23 protein-coding genes are annotated in these 24,738 nt (G+C 37.5%); 21 read left to right on the top strand and 2 right to left on the bottom strand.

Features of this window, described 5'->3' with window-relative positions:
- Positions 1-9: 9 nt before the first annotated feature.
- Positions 10-516: a hypothetical protein gene (locus HMPREF0389_RS08190; RefSeq protein ID WP_014263157.1), complete on the top strand. Its 507-nt coding sequence runs from the start codon at positions 10-12 to the stop codon at positions 514-516.
- A 204-nt stretch (positions 517-720) separates the two neighbouring features.
- Here HMPREF0389_RS08190 and HMPREF0389_RS08185 read toward each other — a convergent pair whose 3' ends face one another.
- Both HMPREF0389_RS08185 and HMPREF0389_RS08175 read right to left on the bottom strand, forming a co-directional pair.
- On the bottom strand, positions 721-1,338 hold the full coding sequence (locus HMPREF0389_RS08185) for an SAP domain-containing protein (RefSeq protein WP_014263156.1): 618 nt from the start codon (positions 1,336-1,338) through the stop codon (positions 721-723).
- Positions 1,339-1,932: 594 nt separating this feature from the next.
- Positions 1,933-3,141 carry a BaiN/RdsA family NAD(P)/FAD-dependent oxidoreductase gene (locus tag HMPREF0389_RS08175; RefSeq protein ID WP_014263155.1) on the bottom strand — a complete coding sequence of 403 codons (1,209 nt, stop codon included), beginning with the start codon at positions 3,139-3,141 and terminating at the stop codon, positions 1,933-1,935.
- 791 nt (positions 3,142-3,932) lie between these two features.
- Between HMPREF0389_RS08175 and HMPREF0389_RS08170 the strand changes: the two genes are divergently transcribed.
- From HMPREF0389_RS08170 to HMPREF0389_RS08080, 20 genes are all read left to right on the top strand, one after another.
- Positions 3,933-4,229 carry a hypothetical protein gene (locus HMPREF0389_RS08170; RefSeq protein ID WP_014263154.1) on the top strand — a complete coding sequence of 99 codons (297 nt, stop codon included), beginning with the start codon at positions 3,933-3,935 and terminating at the stop codon, positions 4,227-4,229.
- A 30-nt stretch (positions 4,230-4,259) separates the two neighbouring features.
- Positions 4,260-4,403 carry a hypothetical protein gene (locus HMPREF0389_RS09055; protein WP_156775267.1) on the top strand — a complete coding sequence of 48 codons (144 nt, stop codon included), beginning with the start codon at positions 4,260-4,262 and terminating at the stop codon, positions 4,401-4,403.
- Between the two features lie 512 nt (positions 4,404-4,915).
- Positions 4,916-6,346, top strand: coding sequence for an MBOAT family O-acyltransferase (locus HMPREF0389_RS08165; protein WP_014263153.1), 1,431 nt, complete (start codon positions 4,916-4,918; stop codon positions 6,344-6,346).
- Positions 6,347-6,461: 115 nt separating this feature from the next.
- Positions 6,462-7,748: an alginate O-acetyltransferase AlgX-related protein gene (locus HMPREF0389_RS08160; protein ID WP_041250863.1), complete on the top strand. Its 1,287-nt coding sequence runs from the start codon at positions 6,462-6,464 to the stop codon at positions 7,746-7,748.
- 121 nt (positions 7,749-7,869) lie between these two features.
- Complete coding sequence (msrB, locus tag HMPREF0389_RS08155; RefSeq protein WP_014263151.1) at positions 7,870-8,808, top strand: peptide-methionine (R)-S-oxide reductase MsrB; 939 nt, start codon at positions 7,870-7,872, stop codon at positions 8,806-8,808.
- Positions 8,809-9,303: 495 nt separating this feature from the next.
- Positions 9,304-9,624, top strand: coding sequence for a hypothetical protein (locus HMPREF0389_RS08150; protein WP_041250862.1), 321 nt, complete (start codon positions 9,304-9,306; stop codon positions 9,622-9,624).
- A gap of 2 nt (positions 9,625-9,626) precedes the next feature.
- The gene (locus HMPREF0389_RS08145) at positions 9,627-10,685 is read left to right on the top strand and encodes a V-type ATPase subunit (protein WP_014263149.1); all 1,059 of its coding nucleotides are present in this window, start codon (positions 9,627-9,629) and stop codon (positions 10,683-10,685) included.
- A 7-nt stretch (positions 10,686-10,692) separates the two neighbouring features.
- Positions 10,693-12,669, top strand: a complete 1,977-nt coding sequence (locus HMPREF0389_RS08140) for a V-type ATP synthase subunit I (RefSeq protein WP_014263148.1) — start codon at positions 10,693-10,695, stop codon at positions 12,667-12,669.
- Positions 12,669-13,088 carry an ATP synthase subunit C gene (locus HMPREF0389_RS08135; RefSeq protein ID WP_014263147.1) on the top strand — a complete coding sequence of 140 codons (420 nt, stop codon included), beginning with the start codon at positions 12,669-12,671 and terminating at the stop codon, positions 13,086-13,088. Before HMPREF0389_RS08140 ends, HMPREF0389_RS08135 begins: the two co-directional genes overlap by 1 nt.
- Before the next feature lie 11 nt (positions 13,089-13,099).
- Positions 13,100-13,408: a V-type ATP synthase subunit F gene (locus tag HMPREF0389_RS08130; RefSeq protein WP_014263146.1), complete on the top strand. Its 309-nt coding sequence runs from the start codon at positions 13,100-13,102 to the stop codon at positions 13,406-13,408.
- A gap of 18 nt (positions 13,409-13,426) precedes the next feature.
- The gene (locus tag HMPREF0389_RS08125) at positions 13,427-14,068 is read left to right on the top strand and encodes a V-type ATP synthase subunit E (RefSeq protein ID WP_014263145.1); all 642 of its coding nucleotides are present in this window, start codon (positions 13,427-13,429) and stop codon (positions 14,066-14,068) included.
- A complete protein-coding gene (locus HMPREF0389_RS08120; protein ID WP_014263144.1) occupies positions 14,061-15,845 on the top strand; it encodes a V-type ATP synthase subunit A in 1,785 nt (594 codons plus the stop codon). Before HMPREF0389_RS08125 ends, HMPREF0389_RS08120 begins: the two co-directional genes overlap by 8 nt.
- Positions 15,845-17,221, top strand: coding sequence for a V-type ATP synthase subunit B (locus HMPREF0389_RS08115; protein ID WP_014263143.1), 1,377 nt, complete (start codon positions 15,845-15,847; stop codon positions 17,219-17,221). The genes HMPREF0389_RS08120 and HMPREF0389_RS08115 overlap by 1 nt, the downstream gene beginning before the upstream one ends.
- A gap of 8 nt (positions 17,222-17,229) precedes the next feature.
- Complete coding sequence (locus HMPREF0389_RS08110; RefSeq protein ID WP_014263142.1) at positions 17,230-17,868, top strand: V-type ATP synthase subunit D; 639 nt, start codon at positions 17,230-17,232, stop codon at positions 17,866-17,868.
- 387 nt (positions 17,869-18,255) lie between these two features.
- On the top strand, positions 18,256-18,540 hold the full coding sequence (locus tag HMPREF0389_RS08105) for a co-chaperone GroES (protein WP_014263141.1): 285 nt from the start codon (positions 18,256-18,258) through the stop codon (positions 18,538-18,540).
- 41 nt (positions 18,541-18,581) lie between these two features.
- Entirely contained in the window at positions 18,582-20,204 is a 1,623-nt protein-coding gene (gene groL / locus HMPREF0389_RS08100) for a chaperonin GroEL (protein ID WP_014263140.1), read from the top strand.
- Between the two features lie 365 nt (positions 20,205-20,569).
- A complete protein-coding gene (locus tag HMPREF0389_RS08095; RefSeq protein WP_041251093.1) occupies positions 20,570-20,869 on the top strand; it encodes a LysO family transporter in 300 nt (99 codons plus the stop codon).
- Positions 20,870-21,463 carry a lysine exporter LysO family protein gene (locus HMPREF0389_RS08090; protein ID WP_014263138.1) on the top strand — a complete coding sequence of 198 codons (594 nt, stop codon included), beginning with the start codon at positions 20,870-20,872 and terminating at the stop codon, positions 21,461-21,463.
- Between the two features lie 69 nt (positions 21,464-21,532).
- Positions 21,533-22,954: a TldD/PmbA family protein gene (locus HMPREF0389_RS08085; protein WP_014263137.1), complete on the top strand. Its 1,422-nt coding sequence runs from the start codon at positions 21,533-21,535 to the stop codon at positions 22,952-22,954.
- Positions 22,954-24,249, top strand: a complete 1,296-nt coding sequence (locus HMPREF0389_RS08080; protein ID WP_014263136.1) for a metallopeptidase TldD-related protein — start codon at positions 22,954-22,956, stop codon at positions 24,247-24,249. The genes HMPREF0389_RS08085 and HMPREF0389_RS08080 overlap by 1 nt, the downstream gene beginning before the upstream one ends.
- The last annotated feature ends 489 nt before the right edge of the window (positions 24,250-24,738 follow it).

Genomic DNA, 24,738 nt, shown 5'->3' with positions numbered 1-24,738 from the left:
GTCAGTGTTATGAAGAATTGGATATCGGAACATGTATTTCTTGTAGATGCTGTGGTATATTTTTTGTTTACCTTATATTTATGTATTAATTATTTAGCCGGTAGAAACTCGTGGACGGATGCTCCTTTTTGGTGTTTTTTTGTAATCGCAGTATATTTACATGTTTTGAAAAGAGCAAAAAAACAATATACGGTAAACAGTTTGGGGTTTTGGATTATTATCATTCCTGTCATGGCACTTCTTTCTCGTATCGTTGTCGGAATGCGTGTAGGTGTAGGGATGAACACCATTGAGAAAAATTCCTTGTTTTCTTTTCTGTTCATATACCATTTTTGGAAATTTACCCTTTTTATGGCAATTCAACAACTATTGAATCATCGTAATTATGTGAACGGAATTGAAGTGGAAAAATATGATTTTTGGTCACAAGATGAGATGAAGAAGAAAAAACAGGAAAAGAGAGAAGAGAAAAAAAGAAGGAAGGATAAAAATTTTTGGTCACAAGATGAAAAATGATAGAGGCAGATGATAAGAAGGGAGAAAGTGTTATGAAAAAGTGGATAGATGAAAATATATTTCTTGTAGATGAGGTTCTTTTATTTCTTCTTCCATAAGTCCTTCTTTTCGCTTTTAGACAAAGAAAAAACAGTAAACCTTTTTTGATTTACTGCTTTCGTGTTAGCTTTTATTAAATTGTTAGTTTAGTAAACTAAGAATATCCTACTTGCAATACTCTTTTATTTCAAGTGCATATTCAGTTAAAAGATTCTTTGAATAAATTTTTTCATTCCTTGAATTTTTAACTGCTTTCCAAAGAATAGCAGCTACTTTTAATTTGTTTGAGTAGTTGCGACTATTTTCGTCTGCACAAAAATCCTTTAAAAATTGATTCCATTGACAAACGGAATTATCATATTTGGCATAGTCTGATTTCTCATAATAAACTTTTAGCATATCTTGAATTGTAAAACTCAGATTATTTTCTCTTTTTACTTTTCTCCAAGCAGTAGCCATATCAGCAGTAAATTTAAAAGGTGAAACATCCGTTACAGCGGAGAAATATTCTCTGAATTTTGCGTTAAAGGAAAACTGACACTCAAGTAATGGCGTATCTAAGGTGATGGTTTCCAGTTTCTTCTTTTCATTTTTTATTGATGACTTTTTAATTAAATTACTCTTAAAGTATTGCTCAATAATATAATTGAGTTCCTGTTTTGTACCTTTATACTCTAATCCTAATGACTTGCATATCTGTGAAAGTTCTTCACGATACCAATAATATTTATTAAACTCAACAAACGATGTGATTTTATCAAACTCGGGTCTGCTTTCTATCATTATTCTATCTCCTCAAAATCAATTTACTTTTTTATCTTCTAAACAATGGGGTTTTACTCTCTTTATGAGGATTGTAATTATTACAATTACATCCAAACTCTTTTTATGATTATATTATCAGTTGTCCAAACAATAAAAGAGATACCGTCAAACTCCTCAACTTTCCCCTTATTCATTTGATTTTTGAAGTGCCATTCTACGATAGTTTGATTATTCTTATGAAAAAACTGCTCTATATGTCACACAAGCACTTTTCCTCTTGTATTCCACTCGTTAAACCAGTGCTTTACTGTTTGCCGATTTTCATACATAGGACACCAACTCTCAATATAAATTACATCATCCGAAAAAATATCATCTATTCCTAAGTCTTGTTGTGTAAGCCACATATCAAACTATAAACGAATGATCTTTTCTCTTTCACTTATAAATTAAACACCTCCGAAATCAAATACTTGTTTAATATTGTACCATTTTTTTATTTGATTTTATAGGTTTGACTCGTTTCTCTTTACACATGATGTTTAAACGGGTATCGTTATTCGTGAAAAAATTTCAACCTATACGACAAATCATAATCCATACACAATGTATTTACAGCACTTCTCCTGCAAGATGTCCGCTTGAAAATGCACAGGTGATGTTGTATCCACCGGTATAGGCATGAATATCCATCACTTCTCCGGCAAAGTAGAGATTGTCGATTATTTTTGATTTCATGGTTTTCGGATCAATTTCCTTGAGTGAGATTCCGCCTGCAGTAACAAATGCTTTTTCGATAGGGAGACTTCCGTTTACTTTGAATCGAAAATCTTTGATGTGTTCGATGATGCTTTGTAAGGTTTTGTCATTCAATTGGTAGCTTTTGGTATCGGCATATTCCATACAGATAAAATCGGCATACCTTTGCGGAAGATAGTTTTTTAATATATTTTTGAGTGCTTTTTTGGGTTCCGCTTGGATGATGTGAAGAAGTTCTGCTTTGGATATATTTGGCAAAGCGTCAAGGGAGAGGGGAACTTCTCTTTCTTTTTGTTTTAACACAAAACTCGAACATCTCAATGCTGCCGGTCCGGCTATTCCAAAATGTGTGAAGATAATATCGGAATTTTGAGTAACGACAGCCTTGTTTTTGGTATTTAAGACTTTGAGTTCAATATTTTGCAAGGAGAGTCCTTTTAAGGTTTGTGCCTGAACAAACGGCTCATTGCTTCGCAAAGCAACTTCGGACGGATAGAGGTCGGTTATTGTGTGTCCGAGTTTTTGTGCAAGGCGATATCCGTCTCCGTTCGAGCCTGTGTGAGGGAAGGACATTCCTCCCGTTGCAAGGATATAGTTTTTGGCTTGAACGATACTGTTATCCTCCAAAACAAGGGATTCGATATGATGTTCCGTTACATTCCAATCCGTTACTCTTGCATGATATCGAACAGAAACATTGTTTTTTTGAAGTTCCTGTCTTAAAGTGGATAAAATGGTTTTGGAAGAGTCGCTTACCGGAAACATTCTTCCGTTATCCTCCTCTTTGAGAGGAGTGTTTCGACTTTGAAAAAACTGAATGATGTCCTGGTTATCAAACTTTGAAAAGGCACTATACAAAAATTTGCCGTTTCCGATAATATTTTGGATGAAATTTTCAATCGGAATGCTGTTAGTCACATTACATCGACCTCCTCCGGTAAGAAGAAGTTTTTTTCCGAGAGAGTCGTTTTTTTCCAAAAGAATGACTTTGTGAGTTTTGCTTGCGTGTATGGCTGCCATCATACCGGCAGATCCTCCGCCGATTACAGCAATATCGAACATAGTGTGAATTCCTTTCTGAAAGTGATAGTTTGTTGTTCATTTGCAACAGAAACGGGATACAACGATGCCGGTGATAGGATGATTCGTTTTTTATTTTGGAATGGAATCGGTTTGTTTTCTATTGAACTCTCAAATAATATATTGTTATCATCATCGTATCGTGAGTATGATAAAGAAACAAATGAAAAGTTATTGTTGTACTTGTTTGTAATTCACAACAGAAAAAGAGAAGTTGACGTTATCAAAAGGAGATAGAATGTGTTATAGGTTTTGAGTTCTCTTTTTTTGTTGCTGTTTGTTTGTGTTGTTTTGTGAAGTTAAGTGTATCGTATGCGTTGTTGTTTTTCAACTGTAGAAACAAACTTTTATCAAAAGAAATCGTTGATAGGAGAGGTTACAGTTTGAAATTTCGTGAATGGGGTTTTATTTGAGTAAAAATTTTGTAACAATAGTATTTGGGATTGGTTTTATGATAGAATGAATGTGCATAATAATTGATGAAATGATGTTGAAAAGCGATGAATCAAACTATCGTGATTTGTCGAAATTTCATCAGATATTGTTAGTGTAGTTTCAATTTCTGTGATAGCATATCAGAGCGTTGTTGGAAAAAGGAGAGATATTATGTTTTCAGGATTTATCATGTTAGTGGTTTTGTTAATCGTAGCTTTATTTTTTGTGTTGTTGAAAAAATAATTTTTTAGACAAATTTGGAAGTTGGTTTCAGAAGTGAAGAATTGTGGATAACAGGTTACTAACAGGCTGCTGACAGATAGAAAAGAGGGATATAGATGTGGGTGTTATTCGGTGTGGCGGCAATTGTATTTGCGGTATGGAATGTGATATTTGATGTACAGGAGAAGAAGTCGGAGTATCTTCGATTTTTGAGCATGGCGTTTACTTCGTTGACGCTATGTGCGTTTTATCATGAATGTGCAGAGTGGATTCTTCAACATGATTGGATTGCGTTGGAAGATGTCGTACCTGCTATGTCGAAGGCTTTGTGGATTTTAACAATCCTCTCTATCCTTTTGAACAGCAGTTCCCTTTGGAAGAAGACAACAGATTCTGATAGGATAAGAAAGTAAGAATATCATCGGCAAAACGAAGTATGAAAATTGAAAAGAGAAATAGAGCCTATTTGGAAATGGATGAAATCAGTTGTTTTGTTGTTTGGGAAAAGAATCGGAAGAATGGAAGATACAGAAAGTACGATAAAACACAGTAAGATAAAACGGATTAATAAAAAAAGAGTAATATAAAAATACAGTAAGATAACGGACAGGATAATAGAATCTATTGTGGATAGACTCGTGAGTAAAAATCGACAGTTGATTTATTAAGCACTGAGGCATGTGATGTCAAGGTGCTTTTTGATTGTCATAAGAGGAACAGAGGCTATTTGGAAATGGATGAAATGAATTGTTTTGTTGATTGGAAAAAGAATTGTTGATTGGAAAAAGAAATGGAAGATAAGTAAAGATAAGTTATGGGAACGAAAGATAAGGCAAGAGATGAGGAGCATAGTTACGATATAACAAAATAATAAAACCGTTCTGCTTTGAATCATTTGAAGAAATTTATATAGAAGGTCAACATCCGATAGGTGTTTTGAAGATATACTAACATAGGAATTCGGTTGGATGATGGATAGGATAAGAGTTTTTGTGACGGATAAGAGATTCTCAGATGGATAGGGGATTCTGAAATGATTATCGTATTCTAAGAAACAGTATGATATAATTTAGCTATCAAAAAAGAGAGGAAGAACAGTATGTTATTTAGCAGTGGTATTTTTTTGTTCTGGTTTTTGCCGATTACAGTAGCGATTTACTACTTATTACCACATAGAATATTAAAAAACAGTTGGTTGTTTTTTGTGAGTATCTTTTTTTATGGATACGGAGAACCTCTTTTTGTATTGCTGATGTTGTCTTCAATAGGATTTAACTATTTGATGGGACTTGGAATACACTGTTTTCAATCATCGAAAAAAACGCAACAGTTTATTCTGTGGTTTATGGTGATTGGAAACTTATCGTTGTTTTATGTGTTCAAATATTTGGACTTTAGCATTGTGAATGCAAACGCACTGCTTGGAACAAGTTATCCTCTCAGGAAGATTACTTTGCCGATCGGGATTTCTTTTTTTACATTTCAGGCAATGAGTTATGTGTTGGATATTTATCGCAATCCGAAAGAAAATCCTGTCCAAAAAAATCCGTTTTTGGTCGGATTGTATGTCTCTTTGTTTCCGCAGTTGATTGCAGGACCGATTGTGCGTTATGAAACGGTTGCCAAAGAGATGAAGGAGCGTCATGAGACTTGGAGTGATTTTTCAGAAGGAACGGTACGGTTTTTGGTCGGCTTCTTGAAAAAAGTGTTGCTTGCAAACAATATGGCAATTGTTGCCGATGTGGCATTTTCTTCTCCAGCATCTGACTTGGGGATGTCTTTTGCATGGTTGGGTGCAATTTGCTACACACTTCAAATTTATTTTGATTTTTCGGGGTATTCCGATATGGCAATCGGACTTGGAAAGATATTCGGATTTCATTTTTTGGAAAACTTCAACTATCCTTATGCAGCAACTTCGATTACTGATTTTTGGAGAAGATGGCATATTTCACTGAGTTCGTGGTTCCGTGACTATGTGTATATCCCTTTGGGCGGAAATCGAGTGGGAAAAACAAGACAGTTTGTGAATCTGTTTGTGGTTTGGTTGCTGACGGGAATTTGGCATGGAGCGAACTGGACATTTATTTTGTGGGGAATGTACTATTTTGTATGGTTATCCTTTGAAAAATTCCTTCTTCCGAAAAAGTGGAAACAAAAGTTGGAGAGCAGTATATTCGGACATCTCTATGTGATGGTTCTTGTTACGATCGGATGGGTTATCTTTCGAGCAGATACACTCTCTTATGCAATCCAATATCTTGGTGCGATGTTTTCGTTTGGGACAACCGGTATTGTGTCGGGACGAAGTTTGTTCTATGTCAGAGAGTACGGTCTTGCGTTTGTTATGAGTATCGTGGCAAGCGTGCCGTTATTTCCTTTGTTGGAACAATGGACAGAGATTAGAAATTGGAAACTTCAACTGGGATACCATGGTGTTGTAATGGTTGTGATTTCTGTGTTGTTCTATGGTGCGGTCGTATCTATTGTCAAGGGAAGTTATAATCCGTTTATCTACTTTAATTTTTAGAGAAGTTTTGTTCTTAGAGGAAGAAAGTTCGGATAGGATGTTTCTGAATTGAGTTGTGTTAGGGTATGTCGGATATGGTAAGGTTGGAAAAGAGAAGGAGAGGAGGAACGGTCAGTTGAATTCGTCAAAAGATAGCATCAAAAAAATAAGAAACAGTGTTTTGACTGTACTGTTCTTTTGCTTTTTGGGATATTATTTCATTCATAACAATTTTTATAGTCCGAATGGTTTTTTTGCCGCGTATCGTGAAGCATTTTCATCGAAACAAAGTTTTTTTGAAAATGATAGGAATATGAAACAGGCAATTTTTAAGGAAGAGAATCGATATAACGAGGCGTTTTTTGACAGGCAGAAGTTTTTGGATCAATACGGTACGATTCAAAAGAAACTTCATCGTCATGTAGTGGATGATGCTGACAGAGCAAGAACGGTATTTGTCGGAGAAGAAGATATGTTGTACTATGTGATTGACAAACCGGTGGAGGTCGATTCGTTTGTCGATTCGTTTGAACAATTAAACGAGTTCTTAACATCGAAGGACATTCCGTTTGTCTATGTGCAGTGTCCGTACAAGCATTTGAAAAATTCTACCGTTTTTCCTGTCGGAGTGGCAGACTATGGAAATCAGACGGCGGATGAGTTTGTGAATCGATTGAGAGAAAAACAGATTTCTGTCTTGGATTTGAATACCTTGGCGGTTCAGGGAAACGGAGATACTGTCCTAAGAGAACAGGAAGATTTTTTTAAGACGGATACACATTGGAGGATTCCGACGGCTTTTTGGGGGTATCAACAAATTGTAAAGTTTTTAGAGCAAAAGGATGTGGCTTTGGAGAATGTATCCCTTTCTACCAATCGTGAGCAGTATAACGAAAAGAAATGGGAGAAAACATATTTGGGTTCTCACGCAAAGAGAGTGGGAACGGCGTTTTATGATAAGAAAGATGATGTGTCGGTCTTACTTCCGAAGTTTGACACTTCGTTGTCCTATACGAAGTGGAATCGGGAAGGGAAGCAGATTAAGAAAAGAGAAGGAACATTTGAAGAGAGCTTTTTGTTTTACGGATATATCACGGAGGAAGATATTTTTCAAGACAAATATATTGTCTTTATGGATTGGGGTGCGTCGGAAGATTGGGTTCAAAACCGTAATGTAAAAAACGGAACAAAGGTATTGGTTATCAAAGATTCTTTTGCGATGCCGATTGCCAGTTTTTTGAGCTTGAATGTGTCGGAACTTAGAATGTTGGATATTCGAAAAGAAAATCGTCCACAAAGTATCAAGACGTATGTGGAAGAATATCAGCCGGATGTCGTGCTGTTTGTTGCCTCTCCGACAAGTATGTACTACAGTCCGGAAATGTTTGAGATGAAAGAAACAATCAAAGACTTGAAACAATAGAAAACTTGAAACAATAGAGTGATGGAAGAGCAACTTCATCTTGGTATACAGGTACAAAACAGGATGTTGCTGTCTTGTATCATGAGTTCTAAAAATGGGAAAGAAAGGAAAGGTGTAGAGGATGGAAAAGAGAGAGATTTATTTAGCAGGGGGTTGCTTTTGGGGAGTAGAGGCATACTTCCATGAAATGCTGGGAGTATTGTCTACAGAAGTCGGATATGCAAACGGAGAGTCCGACAAGGCAACTTATGAAACTTTGAAACAGACGGGACACAGTGAAACAGTTCACATTGTCTATAACGAAGAGAAACTATCGCTTACGATGTTGTTGGACGCATTTTTCAAAATCATTGATCCGACCTCTGTCAACAAACAGGGAGGAGATGTCGGAACACAGTATCGTACAGGAATTTATTTTGTAGGAGAGGAAGAGGAGGCAATCAAAGCCTTTGTTGCCACAAAACAACAGGAGTATGATAAACCGATTGTTGTTGAAGTGGAGCCTCTACGCAACTTTGTGCGTGCAGAAGAATACCATCAACAGTATTTGGACAAAAATCCAGGGGGCTACTGTCATGTGGATTTAACGGATATTCCGAACAAAAAACCGAAAATTGAGGAAGTCTACGAAAAGCCGGATGATGATTTTTTGATGGAACATTTGACAGACTTACAGTATGTGGTTACACAACATTCTCATACAGAGCCTCCTTTTGACAATGAGTATTTCGATACCTTTGAAAAAGGGATTTATGTGGATATTACAACAGGAGAACCGCTGTTCCTATCAGATGACAAATTTGATTCCGGATGTGGTTGGCCGGCATTTTCAAGACCGATTGATCAGGAGTCATTACAGTATGTAGAAGATTTGAGTCACAACATGCAGAGAGTGGAAGTCAGAAGTAAGAACGGACAATCTCACTTAGGTCATGTCTTTGTAGACGGACCGAAAGAGTTGGGTGGACTTCGTTATTGTATCAACAGTGCATCACTTCGTTTTATTCCGATGGACAAAATGGATGAAGAAGGATACGGAAAGTGGAAAGTACTTCTTTAGGAAGAAAAAATAGAAATACAATAAGAACTGAATCATCGTTTTGAATCAAAAATGCTATGGAAGATAGAGCAATCGGATAAAAAGGTTGCTCTATTTTTTATGGAACAAAAAGCACAGAAAGATTTGTTTTATAAGTATGTGAATTTTGTAAAATAAAATGATACTGTACAAGTATTGCTTTTGACAGAAAATATAATACACATAGATAGAAAAGTGATAAAAAAACAGTTTATTTTAGTTATAAATAAGGTAAATTAGTATGATTATTGTAAAAAAAATAGCGAAAATAGTGATTACAACAGATAGGAATCTTATAACAAACGATTTCCTTTGCAAAAATCAAAGTTTTTTGAAAAATATATTTTTTGATTTTTTGTAAAAATAGGTATATTATGTCATTAGGCCTTAAAGTCGGGTAAAATTAGCTTATCACAAAGGATTCATACCATTGAGCTTTTTACCGGACGGGAATTTTGAAAGAAAGGGGTGGTAAAGGTGGAACAAATCATCAAATCCATTATTCAAATAGACAGAAATGCAATTAAAAGACAAGAAGAAGCACAAGAAGAACTTGATTTGCTTGGGCGTCAGAAAAAAGATTTGCTTTTAAAACTAAAGTCTGAAATGGAAGCAAAGAACAAGGAAGAAATTGAAGCATATAGAGAAAAGGCGAAAGCGGAAATTTTGGAGGAAGAAAAGGTTATTCGAGAAGAAGGAGAAGAGCGTTCTAAGAGACTGGATGCACGATATCAAGAATATGCCGATAAGATTAGTGAAGAAACTTTTCGCATGATATTAAGAAGTATGGAGGGATAGGTATGGGAAGTGCAAGTAAATTTTCGGCACTGAATACGAAAATCCAATCTATGCGAGGAGATCTATTGCAACAGCAAGATTATGAACAATTATTTCGATTGAATTCAACAAGAGAAATTGCACAATACCTGTACAACAACACAATTTATCGAGAGGCTCTGAAGGATGCGAATCTCAAAGAGATTCACCGTGGAGAGTTGGAAATCAGAATTCGAAATTATGGTGTGGATAGGGTGCGTAGTCTCTCTTTTTATTTGAAAAAAGAGTATAAGGACTTGTTGAAGGCAATTTTGTTTCGACATGAGGTGGAGAATGTACAAGTCATTTTACGCGGACTTAGTCAAAAAAGGCCAATCCAAGATATCAAAAAGAATCTTTATGATACAAAGTCGTATTTGAACTTGGATTATGATCGATTGTTAAGATCGGATAACGTAGATGAGTTCATTCTGCATTTTCAGGGGACAATTTTGGAGGATGCCTTCAGAAATGTAACCAAAGAAGATGTCAAAAAAAGAGAGTTTCATATCGAAATGAATGTGGACTATGTCTACTTTTTGAATTTGATTCAAAAAGCGGAAAAGTTAGATAAGGAAGACCGTGATATCGTCAATGAAAGTGTTGGCGCTTTTATTGATTTTACAAACGGGCAATGGATTTATCGGGCGAAGAAAAATTATAAGTTATCAGATGAAGAAATCTTGAATTATACCTTAAAAGGCGGAGCAAAATTAAGCTTCAATAAAATGAAAGATATGATTTATTCTAATAACTTTGACACACAGTTTAAGGAGTTTTTTGATAAAAGTTATCGTGGGATGTTGGAGAAAGATGAATATATCTACGGTCAGCGTATGATTTCGCAATATTTGTCGAAAAAGATGAAAGAGATTTCAAAGAAACATCCGATGAGCATTGCTCCTTTAATTGAGTATGTGCGTCTGTTGGAATATGAAAACTTGAATATAGTTACTGTAGTAGAAAGTGCGAAATACAAAGAAGCAGATAAATGGAAGTATATAATACCTACAACAACAGAAATGAGAAAGGAAGGAAGGTGATTGAAAAATGGCAGTAGAAAAGATGAAGCTTATGAATATCGTTGCTCCAATCGAAGATATGCATGATATCTTAAAAGATTTGATTTTAAGCGAAAAATTGCATATTAAAAACTATACCAAGGATAAGATTGCTGATTCCTTAACGATGTCGGTGTTGTCAAAGTACGAAGATCCTATTCGTGATTTGGGCAGATTTACGAGATATCGTCCGGAAAAGATTGATTTCAAATCATTGGATGAAGACATCGTACAAATTGAACGGTTGTTGGATGTGAAAATTCCGGTAAAAAAAGAAGTGGATGAACACTACGAATTTGATAAGGTAGCAAATCGTATCAGAGAGATTTATCAATCCTTGAAGCCGTTGAGCAAGGATCGTCTTTTTGAAGATAAAGAAATTCGTGATAAGGAAGAATTTCTTGAGAGTATTGAATTTTTGAAGGATATGGATTTTGATATTTCTGAAATTCAAAATATGGAACATTTCAATTATCATATCGGAACATTGACGAAAGAGCGTCGCATCAAGTTGCGCGATAACTATGAAAATATTCCGGCAGTAGTACTTCATATCGGGAGTTCGGCAGGAACGGAATCTTATTTGATTTTTACCCCGAAACAAAATGAAGAAGAAACAAGTAAAATACTGAAATCCTTGAACTTTAGAGAAATTGCCATTCCGGAAGAACTTACCGGTGTGGTAAGCGAGGTAGCCAAAGACATCAAGAAGCAGGTAGATGTTTTAAAGGAAAAGAAAGAAGACAGGTTAGCTGTTGTGAAAGGAATTCAAACACAGTATTTGGAAGAAATTGTTTTGTTGAATTCAGAGCTTCAGTTGGAAAAAGAAATTCATGAATTACAGAACAATGTTGCAGTAACCAAAAACTTTTTCTATTTTACCGGATGGATTTCGGAATTGGATTGGAAAGAGGTAGAACAGGACTTGCTTCGTAAACACGAAAACATCATTGTTCATCCCCTTGAATCAAAAGAGGTGGAAAGAGAAATTATTCCGCCGACCAGACTGAGAAATAACAGTTTGATCAAACCGTTTGAATTATTGGTAAACATGTATGGAATTCCAAACTACAATGAGTTGGATCCTACTTTCTTCTTAGGAATTACTTACTTGATCTTATTTGGAGCGATGTTCGGAGATGTCGGACAGGGGCTTGTGTTCATAGTGATTGGGTTCTTGTTGTCTCCAAAGAAAAAACCGTCTCCATATGGAGAGATTTTGAAACGAATCGGGGTCAGCTCGACGATATTCGGTTTTCTGTACGGAAGTATCTTCGGATTGGAAGAAGTCATTCCGGCATTGCTTGTAAGACCAATGGAAAACATCAACCAAGTGCTGTACACAGCGATTGGATTCGGGGTTATTCTATTGTTAATCAGTTTTGGAATGTCTATGTATAACCTTGGTGTAGAAGGTAAGAAGGATGAAATGATTTTCGGAAATCATGGATTCGCAGGCTTGGCGTTCTACATTGCATTGTTGGTAGGATTGTTACAGACAGTATTAGGTTCCAATGTGATTCCTTCTATCGTATTGGTGGTCATTTCCGTTATTTCGTTGGGAATGATTTTGCTTCGAGTGCCGTTGTATGCAATGATGAACAAAGAAAAACCGCACTATGAAGAAGGAAAGTCCTCTTACTATATTGAAGGCGGATTTAACTTGATAGAAACGATTTTGAGTTTCTTATCAAACACAATTTCGTTCATTCGGGTAGGAGCATTTGCATTGAACCATGTCGGTTTGTTCTTAGCGTTTACCACAATGGCGAACATGGTAAACAATAAAGCAATCGGTATCTTTATTATGGTACTCGGAAACATTATTATCATCGGATTGGAAGGCTTGATTGTATTGATTCAAGGACTTCGTTTAGAGTATTATGAGTTATTTGGAAAATATTTTAAAGGAGACGGACGTGCATTTGTTCCGGTAACATTTATAGAAAAAGAGGGGGAAATCTAATGAACTATGTGTTAGCATTAATGATATTTTTTGTATTATCCACAATCGGTGTGGGAATTCGTTTGTATATTAAAGGTGGAAAACAAGACAGTTTGAAAACGGTAATTATGGCAAATGTGGCATTGTTCACACCGTTGGTAGGTTCTTCTATTGCCATGATGATGCCGAAAATCATCTTTGCTGCAGGAGAGACAGCAGCAAATCCAAGTGCGGGATTAGGATATATCGGTGCAGCTTTGGCAACAGGTATGGCAACAATCGGAGCAGGATATGCGGTAGGTGCCGCAGGTGCTGCAGCTCTTGGAGCGGTTTCCGAAGATGAAAAAATTCTTGGTAAAACATTGATCTTCGTTGGTCTTGCGGAAGGGATTGCTATTTACGGTCTAATCGTTTCTATCATGATTTTGGGAAGACTTTAGGAAGTGATTATATGAGAACAATGCTCATATCCGATAACAACGATACCCTCGTTGGAATGCGTTTGGGCGGAGTAAAATCCGTTTTGGCGAGTAACAGAGAAGAAGTGATAGAAGCGATTGAGTTTGCTTTATCGAAGGAAGAAGTTGGAATTTTGATTGTGACGGAGAGAGTGTTTGACATGGCGAAAGCAGAATTGCTTGATATCAGAATGAACCGTCGAACACCGCTTATCGTCGAAATTCCTGATCGACATGGTCAAATAAGAGATGATAACTATATTACACAGTATATTAACGAATCTGTAGGAATTAAGCTGTAAGGGAGGAGGTTAAATAACATGATAACCTTGGAAGAAAAATTAAAGCAATTTAGTGATATGATAGATGAAAAAGTGGAGCAGGAAATCAGCGAAGAATTGGCTGAAAAACAAGCGGAAGTACAAGCATTCTTGGAAGAAGAAAAATCAAGAATAGAATCTGCTTTGGATCGTGAAAAACGCTCCGCTCTTCGTCGTGTAGACAGACAAAAATTAGAGAGAATCTCTACCATCAAACAAGAAGAAAAAAGAAATTATCTGAGAAAAAATGAATTATTTATCCAAGATTTAATTCAAAAAGTAGAAGAAAAATCAAGAGACTTTGTTTTGACACCGGATTATCCGCCTTTTATTGCGAGAGTATTGGGACAGACACTGGCAAAAAATGAAATCGCTTTAGACAGACAGGTGACAATCTATATTTGTCCGTCCAACTTTGATGAAGTAAAACGCCAATTTCAAGAATTGCTGACAGAAAGAGGATACAAGCACGTTCAATTCAAAGAAGGCGAAATTCGTGAAATAGGAGGATTCATCTTAGAAGTGTTGGAAGATGATATTCGTATCAACAAAACCATCATCAGAACAATGGACAATATGAGAGAACCAATCGGACAATATTTGAGCAACTATGTAAGAGAAGGGACTGAATTGAATGGATAAATCAAAAGCAATAACAACATCCGTCAACGGACCGGTTGTTCAAGCGTCCGGAATGAAAGACTTTGAAGTTCGTGAAATGGTCATGGTAGGAAGCAAAAAGCTTCTTGGAGAAGTTATTTCTTTGGAAGGCGATGTTGGAACCATTCAGGTTTATGAAGAAACAGAAGGATTGAAAGCAGGAGAAACCGTTATCCCCACAGACCGTCCTCTTTCTCTGACATTAGGACCGGGAATGATTGGAAATATCTTTGACGGAATCGAGCGTCCATTGGAAAGAATCCAAGAAATTTCAGGAGAATTTATCGCAGAGGGAATCGGTTTGATTTCTCTTGATATGGAAAAAGTATGGGATGTGGAAATGCTTATCTCTGAAGGAGACTTTGTTCAAGAAGGACAAGTATATGCAACAGTTCAGGAAACGGATTTGATTCAACATCGATTGATGATACCTCAAGGAGTAAGAGGAGAAGTTCATGATGTAAAACCTTCAGGACAATACAATATTGAAGAGGTTGTTGCAATCGTTGCAACCAACCGTGGCGAGAAAGAATTGAAACTGTATCAAAAATGGCCTGTTCGTACTCCGCGACCTGTTCGTGAAAGACGTCCGATTCAAGAGTTGTTGATTACAGGACAACGGGTACTGGATATTTTCTTTCCGATTGCAAAAGGCGGAACAGCTGCGTTACCGGGAGGATTCGGTACCGGAAAAACAATGACACAACACCAGTTGGCAAAATGGTCAGATGCAGATATTATCGTATACATCGGTTGCGGAGAACGTGGAAATGAAATGACAGAGGTTTTGGAAGACTTTCCGAAACTGATTGACCCGAAAAGTGGAAAACCGCTGATGGATCGTACTATCTTGATTGCAAATACATCCAATATGCCGGTTGCAGCTCGTGAGGCAAGTATCTATACAGGAATCACAATGGCGGAATACTATCGTGATATGGGGTATCACGTAGCGATTATGGCGGACTCCACTTCTCGTTGGGCAGAGGCTCTTCGTGAAATTTCAGGACGTTTGGAAGAAATGCCGGCAGAAGAAGGATATCCTGCATATCTACCGTCTCGTTTGGCACAGTTTTATGAAAGAGCAGGCTATGTTACCACATTGGACGGAGAAGAAGGTTCTGTTACCATTATCGGTGCAGTATCTCCTCCGGGAGGGGACTTCTCTGAACCTGTTACAGAAAATACCAAACGTTTTGTGAATGCATTTTTGGCATTAGACCGTAAGTTGGCGTATGCACGACACTATCCTGCCATCGGATATTTGACAAGTTATAGTGGATATGGAAAAGTATTGCAGGATTTTTATGCGCAAGAAGTAGCGGAAGACTTGGCAGAAATCAGAGATCGTATGATGTTGGTATTGCATGAAGAAGAAAAATTGAATGCAATCGTACAATTGGTTGGGGAAGATGTACTCCCTGACGATCAAAGAATCACACTTGAGATTGCGAAAGTCATCAAGCGCGGATTCTTGCAACAAAATGCGATGCATGCGGACGATACCTTTGTACCGCTACAAAAACAATACTTGATGTTGAAGACAATCGACCATCTAAATCAACGTGCAAAAGATGCGTTGGCAGAAGGAATTCCTCAAAGAGAAATTCGAAACGCAGAGTTATTTGAAGAAGTGATTAAGATGAAATATACCATTCCAAACAGTGATTTGAGCAAAATCGGAGAGTTGGTATATACCATCGATACCTTCTATGACGGATTGATTAAAAGATATGAAAAACGGAAGGATGTGAAGTAATGAGCGACAGAGAATATTTGCACCTCAATCGGGTAAAGGGAGACCTAATCGTATTAGAGGGCGTAAAAAATGCAGCCTATGGCGAAATACTAAACATCACTTTAGAAGACGGGAAGAAAAGAAACGGAAAAATTGTTGCCGTCCAAGGCGACAAGGTAGTTGCTCAAGTATTCCAAGGGACACAGGGAGTTTCTACCAACAACGTAGCGGTTAACTTTACAGGAAAACCGTTGGAAATTCCACTTTCAATAGATATTTTGGGAAGACAGTTCAACGGATTGGGACAAAGTGTGGACGGAATCGGTCCGATTTATTCCTCAAAAAGATATAACGTAAACGGAAGACCGATGAACCCGGTTGCCCGTTCCTATCCGAGAGACTATTTGGAAACGGGAATTTCTGCGATTGACAGCTTGATGACATTGATTCGTGGACAAAAATTGCCGATTTTCTCAGGAAACGGATTGCCACACAACGAGTTGGCTGCTCAAATCGTAAGACAAGCATCTGTAAAAGGAGAAGAGTCCAACTTCGCAATCGTGTTCGGTGCAATGGGAATCAAGCACGATGATGCGGATTTCTTCAGACAATCCTTTGAAGGCTCAGGAGTAATAGAGCGTGTTGTTATGTATGTCAACCTTGCAGACGATCCGGCGGTAGAACGGATTTCTACACCGAGATGTGCGTTGACCGCAGCCGAATACCTTGCTTATGAAGAAGGAATGCACGTACTTGTTATTTTGACAGATATTACAGCGTATGCCGAAGCGCTTCGTGAACTTTCCTCAGCAAGAGAAGAAGTACCGAGTCGTAAAGGATATCCGGGATATCTATACAGTGACTTGGCAACACTTTATGAAAGAGCGGGAATGGTATTGGACAAAAAAGGTTCGGTAACCCTACTACCAATCTTGACCATGCCGAATGATGACATCACTCACCCGATTCCCGACTTGACAGGATATATTACAGAAGGTCAGATTGTATTGTCAAGAGATTTGGCAAAACAAAACGTATACCCTCCAATCAATGTATTGCCATCTTTGTCTCGTTTGATGAAAGACGGTATCGGGGACGGATTTACAAGAGAAGACCATGATGAAGTATCTTCCCAATTGTTCTCTTCTTATTCAAGAGTACAAGAAGTGCGTTCTTTGGCACAAATCATCGGAGAAGATGACCTTTCCGAATTGGACCAAAAATTCATGGCGTTCGGAAAAGCGTTTGAAGAGCGATTCTTGACGCAAGATCAGGATGAAAAGAGAACGATCGAAGAAACATTAGATATTGCATGGGAAATCCTATCCATCCTTCCAAAAGAAGAATTGGAAAGACTTTCTCCGAAAATGATAGATAAGTATTATTGTGGAGAGTAGGTGGTACAATGGCAAACGAATTAGCACCTACCAAAGCGAATCTGATGAAAGCGAAAGAAAATCTGATTTTCTCCAGAAGCGGATTTTCTCTGTTGGATAAAAAAAGAACTGTGTTGATTCGAGAGGCAATGGGACTTGTCGGAAAAGCGGAAACGCTTCAAAAACAAATCAAAGAAGAGTTCGAAGAGGCATATGCCTCATTGCAAATGGTCAATCTGTCCATCGGGATAAACACAGCGGATGAAATTGCAATGTCCATTCCGGGAAGAGAGAACTTTGATATCTTGTATCGCAGTGTCATGGGCTTGGAAGTTCCGACAGTAGTTTTTGAGAGAGACGAGTTACTTCATACGGATTACAGTTTCTTTCAAACGAATCAAGCAGTAGATCAAACCGTAATGAAATTCAAAAATCTTCGTTATCTCATCTATGAGTTGGCAGAAGTAGAGAATGCTGTTTTCAAAATAGCAATGGAAATCAAAAAGACAGCCAAGCGTGCGAACGCATTGGAAAAAATTCAGATTCCACGTTATGAAGAAGCGGTAAAATATATTCAGGAAGTAATCGAAGAGAAAGAAAGAGAAGATTTCTTCCGATTGAAAAAAATTAAAAGCAAAAAAATTCGAGATGAACAGGAAGCAAAATAGAACTTCTGTGCATGTTGAATTAAGAGAACATTCTTTGTCACACGATAAAGAGTGTTCTTTTTTTATGATTACTTGAGTCAGTTTAACATAATGAAATATGGAAACTAAAACGAGTAAAAGTGAAAATATGACAAAAAACAGTAGTTTGTAAAACTGAAAGCAATCTTTGAAATGGAGAAAAACTCCGACTTTGCGACAGGAGTTGAATTTTTCTGTAAAAACATTGTAGAAAAATAAAAAAACACTTGAAATGTAATCGAAAATTCGTTATTATAATCGTAGATTAGCACTCAACAATAAAGAGTGCTAATACAACGATAAGTTGAAGTGTAACTCTATATCGAAAGAATCGTTCATTCGGTATAAAATATAAGGAGGATTTTGGAAATGAAAATAAGACCATTAGCAGATCGTGTAGTAATTCAAATGTTGGAAGCGGAAGAAAAAACAAAGAGCGGAATCATTTTGACAGGAACCGCAAAAGAACAACCGCAAATTGCAGAAGTTGTAGAAGTTGGACCGGGTGGAGTAGTAGACGGTAAAGAAATCAAAATGGAAGTAGAAAAAGGAAACAAAGTGTTGTTCTCCAAATATGCAGGAACTGAAGTAAAGGTAGAGGGAGAAGAGTATATTATCCTAAGACAAAGCGATATTTTAGCTGTAGTAGAATAAGATGGAATAAGAGAAAGAGAATATAAGGAGGAATTTGAATTATGGCAAAGGAAATTAAATTCGGGGAAGACGCAAGAAAAGCATTGGAACGCGGAGTAAATATTTTGGCGGATACAGTAAAAGTGACGATCGGACCGAAAGGAAGAAATGTTATTTTAGATAAAAAATTCGGAAGTCCGTTGATTACCAATGATGGGGTTACTATTGCAAAAGAAATCGAATTGGAAGATGCTTACGAAAACATGGGAGCACAACTGGTAAAAGAAGTAGCGACAAAAACAAATGATATTGCAGGAGACGGAACAACTACAGCGACACTATTGACACAGGCAATCGTTCGCGAAGGATTGAAAAACGTGGCAGCCGGTGCAAACCCAATCTTCATTCGTAAAGGGATTCAATTAGCAGTAGACAAAGCGGTAGAAACCTTGCAAGCAAACTCTCGTCCAATCGAAAACAAAGAATCCATTGCACAAGTAGCTGCAATTTCCGCAGGAGACGAAGAAGTAGGAAAAATGATTGCAGATGCAATGGAAAAAGTCGGAAAAGACGGTGTTATTACAGTAGAAGAATCAAAAACAATGGGAACTACTTTGGAAGTAGTAGAAGGAATGCAATTTGACAGAGGATATGTTTCTCCTTACATGTCAACCGATATGGAAAAAATGGAAGCAAACCTTTCCGATCCGTTGATTTTAATCACAGATAAAAAAATTACAAACATCCAAGAAATCCTTCCTGTATTGGAACAAATTGTACAACAAGGTAAAAAATTGTTGATTATTGCAGAAGATATTGAAGGAGAAGCATTGGCTACTTTGGTAGTGAACAAATTGAGAGGAACATTTGATGTTGTTGCAATCAAAGCACCTGGATTCGGAGATCGCAGAAAAGCAATGTTACAAGATATTGCTATCTTGACAGGAGGAACCGTAATCTCTGAAGAAGTTGGATTGGAACTGAAAGATGCAGATATGACAATGCTTGGTCGTGCAGGTTCTGTCAAAGTAACGAAGGAAAATACAGTTATTGTAAACGGAGCGGGAAGTGCAAGCGATATAGAAGAAAGAGTAGCTTTGATTCGCAGACAAATCGAAGACACTACTTCTGAGTTTGATAGAGAAAAATTGGAAGAACGACTTGCGAAATTAGCAGGTGGAGTTGCAGTAATCCAAGTTGGAGCAGCAACAGAAACTGAATTGAAAGAAAGAAAACTTCGTATGGAAGATGCATTGAATGCAACAAGAGCTGCGGTAGAAGAAGGAATCGTATCCGGTGGTGGAGTTGCATTGATTGAAACTATCTCCGAAGTTGAAAAACTGTTGACAGAAGAAAATACAGAAATCAAAACAGGTATCAAAATTATTTTAAGCGCATTACAAGAACCGTTGAAACAAATCGCAATCAACGCAGGTTTGGAAGGTGCCGTTATTGTAGAAAATGTTCGTAAAGGCGAAAAAGGAATGGGATTCGACGCGTTCAGAGAAGAATATGTCAATATGATTGAAGCGGGAATTATCGACCCTACAAAAGTAACAAGAAGTGCATTACAAAATGCTTCTTCCGTAGCGGCTACTTTCTTAACAACAGAAGCTGCGGTAGTAGATATTAAATCAGAAGAACCTGCAATGCCTCCAATGGGTGGCGGAATGCCGATGATGTAGGAAAACTTCAAAAGTATCTTGCAACTGCAAAGAATACAAGGTAAGATAAGAGAGACAGGAGATGTCTCTCTTTTTTCTTGTATCAATGATTTTGTACCAAGAAAACTATATGTTTGATGTGTGTATGGGCATGTTTTTCTTTCTGATCTGAGAATAATAATATTTCTTAGAGTAAGGAGAAGACAATAACGGAACGTGTCATCAAAAGGAAGTGTTTTTATTGAGAACAGCTTTTATTGAAAAGAGGATATGGGGAACCAGACAAGATACATGAACTGTATCGCGATTTCTTAACAGAAATGAGCGATGACAGTCAGTTTGGTGTGTTCAAAAATAAAAAACAAAAGATAATGCGGAGGGATGTTATGTTATTTCGAATGGCGTGTTACCTTTTTATGATGGGATCCGGAATTGCATTAGGCAGAAGCGGAAAGGTAAGCAAAAGATTGATGGAAAGATTGGATAAGTTCCAATTACTGTGTTTATTGTTCTTGCTCTTTGTGATGGGAATCAATGTGGGAACGAATCAAGAGATTATGGACTCTTTCGGCAATATCGGAAAAGAATCTGCTCTGTTTGCGTTGTTCACGATTGGATTCAGTGTGTTGTTTGTATTTTTATTCAACAAAATTTATGGACAATTTCAGAAAGGCAAGGTGAGATAGATGACTTTGGTAATCGTGATGTCAGTGATTGCAGGTATTTTGTGCGGAAAGTTCATCGTAGTACAGGAGATATCCTATATTTCTACCTTGCTTGATGTGGGACTATGTCTCTTGATGTTTTTTGTGGGGATAGATATCGGAAAAAATAAAGATGTGATGAGTCAAATCAAATCAATCGGTGTAAAAGCAATTTCGACACCATTGATGGTAGCAAGCGGCAGTTTGGTCGGTGCGGTTGTGTGTGGAAAGTTTTTGGGATATGGAGCGAAAGACTCTTCTTTGATAGGAGCGGGAATGGCTTGGTATTCTCTTTCCGCAATTATGATAACGCCGTACTCCAAAGAACTCAGTGTATTGGCGTTTTTGACAAATGTTTGCAGAGAGGTATTTGCGATTGTTTTTATTCCGTTGATTGCAAAGTATATCGGTCACGAAGAGGCGATTGCACCTTCAGGAGCAACTGCAATGGATACGACCTTGCCGATCATTTCAAAAGCAACCGATGCAAGAACGGCAATTATTGCATTTATTACAGGATTTATTTTGACGCTCAGTGTACCCGTTTTGGTAACGCTGTTGCTGAGTTTGGCATAGAAATAGAACGATGTTATAGAAAAGATATCGTTTGTGTCGAAGAGAGTTCGGCATGGGAAGGAGAAAAAGATGAAGGTAAAACCGTCTGAATTTTTATTAAGCAAAAAAGAAGAATTAAAAAGATTGGTATCCGAGTTGAAAAAAGACTTCTATTATGTATCCGTTTTGGGAACAGATGTGACAGGTTCTGCTTATTCTGTAAAAAAGAGCGGAATTTCAGCAAAACCGTCTCCGGATACGGAAAAAGGATTTGTAGTAAGAGTGTTTCAGGACATCGGATTCAGCGAATATTCCTTTAATCACTTGGATGTAGAGCAAGCAGTTCGAAAAGTGAAGGAGATAGCAAAAGAAGATAGAGAAAGATATGTCAAAAACAATTTGTTTTTGGAATATCCGGCAGTTCCTCAAGATGAGAAGATAACCAAAGAGTTTTTCTCAGAGGTGAAAAATCTTCCGGAAGAAGACAAACCGGATGAAATTATCCGAAAATTGACAGAGATTCATTCCGATGTGATGAAAAAACATCCGGACTTGTTGGAGTTGCAAGTAAGTTTGACCACAACCCAAGTGAATAAGATTTTTATTTCGGAGAACAAGGACTTGTATCAAAGCTATGTCTATTCAACCGGTTATGGAGTTGCAGTTGCAGGAGATGAACATACGACGAAAAATGATTTTCTTGCAGTTTCCGGACTTTGTGGTTCAGAATTGATAGAGGAATTGGAAGAAAAGGTATATCAAGCCGCAGAACGTGCAAAAGAGCTCCTTCACAGCGAGAAAGTCGTTCCCGGAACTTACGATATTATCTGTGATCCCGACTTTACCGGCTTGATTGCGCACGAGGCGTTCGGACATGGTGCAGAGATGGATATGTTTGTTAAGGAACGGGCAAAAGGACAGGAGTATGTCAACAAGAGAGTAGCGTCCGACAAAGTGTTTATGCATGATGGAGCAACTGCTTGTGAAGAGGTTTCAACCTATCTGTTTGATGATGAGGGAAATTTAGGGAAAGACACCTTGATTATCGACAAGGGAATTTTGAAAACGGGAATGTGTGATGAACTCTCTGCCTTGCAACTTGGAGTAGAACCGACAGGAAACGGAAAGAGGGAATCTTATAAGAGAAAAGCATACACACGAATGACGAACACCTTTTTTGAAGAAGGGACAGATTCTTTGGATGAAATGATTGCATCCATTCAGTATGGATACCTGTTGGAAGGTTTTTCTTCCGGTATGGAAGATCCGAAAAACTGGGGAATTCAATGTGTTGCATCCAAAGGAAGAGAAATCAAAGACGGAAAATTGACAGGAAGAATTGTCAGTCCGTTATATTTGACAGGTTATGTGCCTGAATTGTTGGAGTCCATTACCATGGTATCTCCGGGATTGAAACTGTCCGGCTCCGGATACTGTGGAAAAGGTTGGAAAGAATGGGTGAAGACCTCAACAGGAGGATCTTATATCAAAGCGAAAGGGAGATTGAACTAATGATTGAAACAATAAAAAACATACTGTCTTCCATGACAGAAGTATCCGATTGGATTATTACAGAAGAACAGTCTGCCTCAAAAGAATTGTTTTTTGTCAAAGATAAGTTGGATATGAATCGCGGAACAGATATTCATGAGTTTGCAGTGAGAGTATTTGTGGATTTTCAAGAGGGCGAAGAACGATATAAAGGAGACGCTGACGTAGTATTGAGTCCTTTGGACAGTGTGGAAGAACTCACAAAAAAATTAGAGCAAGCAGCTTTTTCTGCAAAATTTGTCAAGAACAAGTGGTATCCTTTACCTGTGAATACAGCGACAGAATATCCTGTTATGAAGAAAAGGGATAATATCAAAGCTCTGAATGAATACTATGACGACCTTCATCAAGTGTTCTATCAAGATTATGGATATACCTCAAAAGTCAATTCCTGTGAAGTATTTGCCATAGAGGGAACAAAGAGAGTGGTTACTTCAACAGGTTGTGATTGCACCTACCCGAAAAATGAATTTACTTTCGAGATAGTGACCGATTGCAACGAGGGAGAAGAACCGGTAGAAATCTTTAACGGATATTATTTGACCGAAATGGATTTGCAGGAGATAGAACGAATTACAAAGAAACAGTTGATGGAAACGGAAGGAAGAAGCAAGGCGGTTCGAAATGCAACCCTATCGGATATGAGAGTTATTTTGAGTGGAGATGCAGTGGAAGAATTTTTCCAATTCTATTTGCAACAGGCATCCGATGTGATGGTATATACCAATATTGGAAAAGCCAAAATAGGACAAGCATTTCAATCAAAAGATGCAAAAGAGCCGATTACTATCAAGATGAAACCGAATTTGGAAACCTCCATCTATGCACGACCGGTCGATGCGGAAGGAACCGTGTTGAAAGAGTATGACCTTATGTATGAAGGAGAAATCAAAGCGCTTCGTACTACTGCAAAATTCAGCCATTATTTGGGAATTGACCATGTTGGTACAGTCAATACCTTTGAAGTTCTTGGCGGAAAAGAGTCGTTAGAAGAATATAAAAAACAAGATTACTTGGAAATTTTGACCTTCTCATGTTTTCTTGCAGATGAAATCACAGGAGATTTTGGAGGAGAATTCAGATTGGCAAAATTGGTACAAAATGGAACAGAAACCTTTGTGACAGGAGGAGCAATTTCCGAAAATATATTTAATATACAAAATCAGATGAGATTTTCGCGTGAGAAGGAAGTCCGTCGATATTCCGTAACACCGTCAGCCATTATTTTTGACGGAGTGACCGTATCCGGAGAGTAGGCACATAGTCTTAATTTCCTCTTGGAGTGTCTTTAAGAACAGGCTTTTTAGCAACTAATGTGTCCAATCTTATCTTCAAGTGGGAAACGCTATGGAGATATTCCGAAGAAAGGATATATGCTTTATCACTATCAATAACAGTATCGACAGTAAAGGCCAAAATACATTGGAATTTGTGCCTTTTATCTATATCATGTCCGAATGGTATACAAGGGAATATAGAGCAAGAAACAAGCTATAACCTAAAACCAATATCTAAAACGAAATATCAACCAATATGAGAAGAGGTTTCCTAAATACAGGAAATCTTTTTTTATGCAAGTTGAAAGAAGGACTAAATGGTAGAAAATGAAAAAATATAAAGAAATACAGATAGAAGAACAACCATACCATCAAAATCATGACAGTATTCTAACAAAAAATACAAACGGAAAGACCTTTGTAACAGAGATATAGTTTTACAAAAACAGAAAAGAGACATTTCAAGAT

It is taken from the genome of Filifactor alocis ATCC 35896 (assembly GCF_000163895.2).
In the GTDB taxonomy this organism is placed as follows: Bacteria; Bacillota; Clostridia; order Peptostreptococcales; family Filifactoraceae; genus Filifactor; species Filifactor alocis.
This window is presented reverse-complemented; position numbering and strand designations above follow the sequence as displayed.

What these genes read in the sequence shown, in the direction of transcription:
- HMPREF0389_RS08190 (WP_014263157.1), top strand. Translation starts at nt 10, where the DNA reads ATGAAGAATTGGATATCGGAACATGTATTTCTTGTAGATGCTGTGGTA.
- HMPREF0389_RS08185 (WP_014263156.1), bottom strand. Translation starts at nt 1,338, where the DNA reads ATGATAGAAAGCAGACCCGAGTTTGATAAAATCACATCGTTTGTTGAG.
- HMPREF0389_RS08175 (WP_014263155.1), bottom strand. Translation starts at nt 3,141, where the DNA reads ATGTTCGATATTGCTGTAATCGGCGGAGGATCTGCCGGTATGATGGCA.
- HMPREF0389_RS08170 (WP_014263154.1), top strand. Translation starts at nt 3,933, where the DNA reads ATGTGGGTGTTATTCGGTGTGGCGGCAATTGTATTTGCGGTATGGAAT.
- HMPREF0389_RS08165 (WP_014263153.1), top strand. Translation starts at nt 4,916, where the DNA reads ATGTTATTTAGCAGTGGTATTTTTTTGTTCTGGTTTTTGCCGATTACA.
- msrB (WP_014263151.1), top strand. Translation starts at nt 7,870, where the DNA reads ATGGAAAAGAGAGAGATTTATTTAGCAGGGGGTTGCTTTTGGGGAGTA.
- HMPREF0389_RS08145 (WP_014263149.1), top strand. Translation starts at nt 9,627, where the DNA reads ATGGGAAGTGCAAGTAAATTTTCGGCACTGAATACGAAAATCCAATCT.
- HMPREF0389_RS08140 (WP_014263148.1), top strand. Translation starts at nt 10,693, where the DNA reads ATGGCAGTAGAAAAGATGAAGCTTATGAATATCGTTGCTCCAATCGAA.
- HMPREF0389_RS08135 (WP_014263147.1), top strand. Translation starts at nt 12,669, where the DNA reads ATGAACTATGTGTTAGCATTAATGATATTTTTTGTATTATCCACAATC.
- HMPREF0389_RS08130 (WP_014263146.1), top strand. Translation starts at nt 13,100, where the DNA reads ATGAGAACAATGCTCATATCCGATAACAACGATACCCTCGTTGGAATG.
- HMPREF0389_RS08125 (WP_014263145.1), top strand. Translation starts at nt 13,427, where the DNA reads ATGATAACCTTGGAAGAAAAATTAAAGCAATTTAGTGATATGATAGAT.
- HMPREF0389_RS08120 (WP_014263144.1), top strand. Translation starts at nt 14,061, where the DNA reads ATGGATAAATCAAAAGCAATAACAACATCCGTCAACGGACCGGTTGTT.
- HMPREF0389_RS08115 (WP_014263143.1), top strand. Translation starts at nt 15,845, where the DNA reads ATGAGCGACAGAGAATATTTGCACCTCAATCGGGTAAAGGGAGACCTA.
- HMPREF0389_RS08110 (WP_014263142.1), top strand. Translation starts at nt 17,230, where the DNA reads ATGGCAAACGAATTAGCACCTACCAAAGCGAATCTGATGAAAGCGAAA.
- HMPREF0389_RS08105 (WP_014263141.1), top strand. Translation starts at nt 18,256, where the DNA reads ATGAAAATAAGACCATTAGCAGATCGTGTAGTAATTCAAATGTTGGAA.
- groL (WP_014263140.1), top strand. Translation starts at nt 18,582, where the DNA reads ATGGCAAAGGAAATTAAATTCGGGGAAGACGCAAGAAAAGCATTGGAA.
- HMPREF0389_RS08095 (WP_041251093.1), top strand. Translation starts at nt 20,570, where the DNA reads ATGTTATTTCGAATGGCGTGTTACCTTTTTATGATGGGATCCGGAATT.
- HMPREF0389_RS08090 (WP_014263138.1), top strand. Translation starts at nt 20,870, where the DNA reads ATGACTTTGGTAATCGTGATGTCAGTGATTGCAGGTATTTTGTGCGGA.
- HMPREF0389_RS08085 (WP_014263137.1), top strand. Translation starts at nt 21,533, where the DNA reads ATGAAGGTAAAACCGTCTGAATTTTTATTAAGCAAAAAAGAAGAATTA.
- HMPREF0389_RS08080 (WP_014263136.1), top strand. Translation starts at nt 22,954, where the DNA reads ATGATTGAAACAATAAAAAACATACTGTCTTCCATGACAGAAGTATCC.